Genomic DNA, 488 nt, shown 5'->3' with positions numbered 1-488 from the left:
AAAAACTCAATATCATAGGACAAAACAATCTTAAGGCTATGTATATGGGGATAAATGGAAATAGAGATAAAACTTCTAATACAAGTAGAGGCAAAGAAGATATGATCAATAAGACAAGTGCAAATGCTGATATCACATCAGAAACAAAAACTCCGCCTAATTTCATAGGCAGACTAGCCACTACTATAATCATAGAAGATGGTTTATATATGGGTTAAATTAAGAAAGGATAAATAATGAGTGAAACTTATGAGATTTATACACCCAATGGGTTAATAATGGATGTATATAAAGACACTAATAAAATCAATTTTTCAGGAAGTGCTAAGCCAACAGGCGATTATACCGAAGAATATTCCAAAGCCCTTTTTGAAGCCGATCGCATATTAAGAAACTCCCCCTACAAAGACTATAAACCCCAATACCTAGATCCTGAATTTCACACAGGGGAGAAATCTACTTTACTTGAATTTAAAGATTGGCAAAGT

The 488-nt window shown here is 33.2% G+C and carries 2 pseudogenes; both read left to right on the top strand.

The features are described 5' to 3' along the window. A pseudogene (locus AJ886_RS10125) lies at positions 1-218 on the top strand (hypothetical protein); the annotation flags it as partial. Between the two features lie 18 nt (positions 219-236). Next, a pseudogene (locus AJ886_RS00025) lies at positions 237-488 on the top strand (hypothetical protein); the annotation flags it as partial.

Origin of the sequence: Campylobacter sp. BCW_6465 (assembly GCF_001762815.1) — a bacterium.
GTDB lineage: Bacteria > Campylobacterota > Campylobacteria > Campylobacterales > Campylobacteraceae > Campylobacter_D > Campylobacter_D jejuni.
This window is presented reverse-complemented; position numbering and strand designations above follow the sequence as displayed.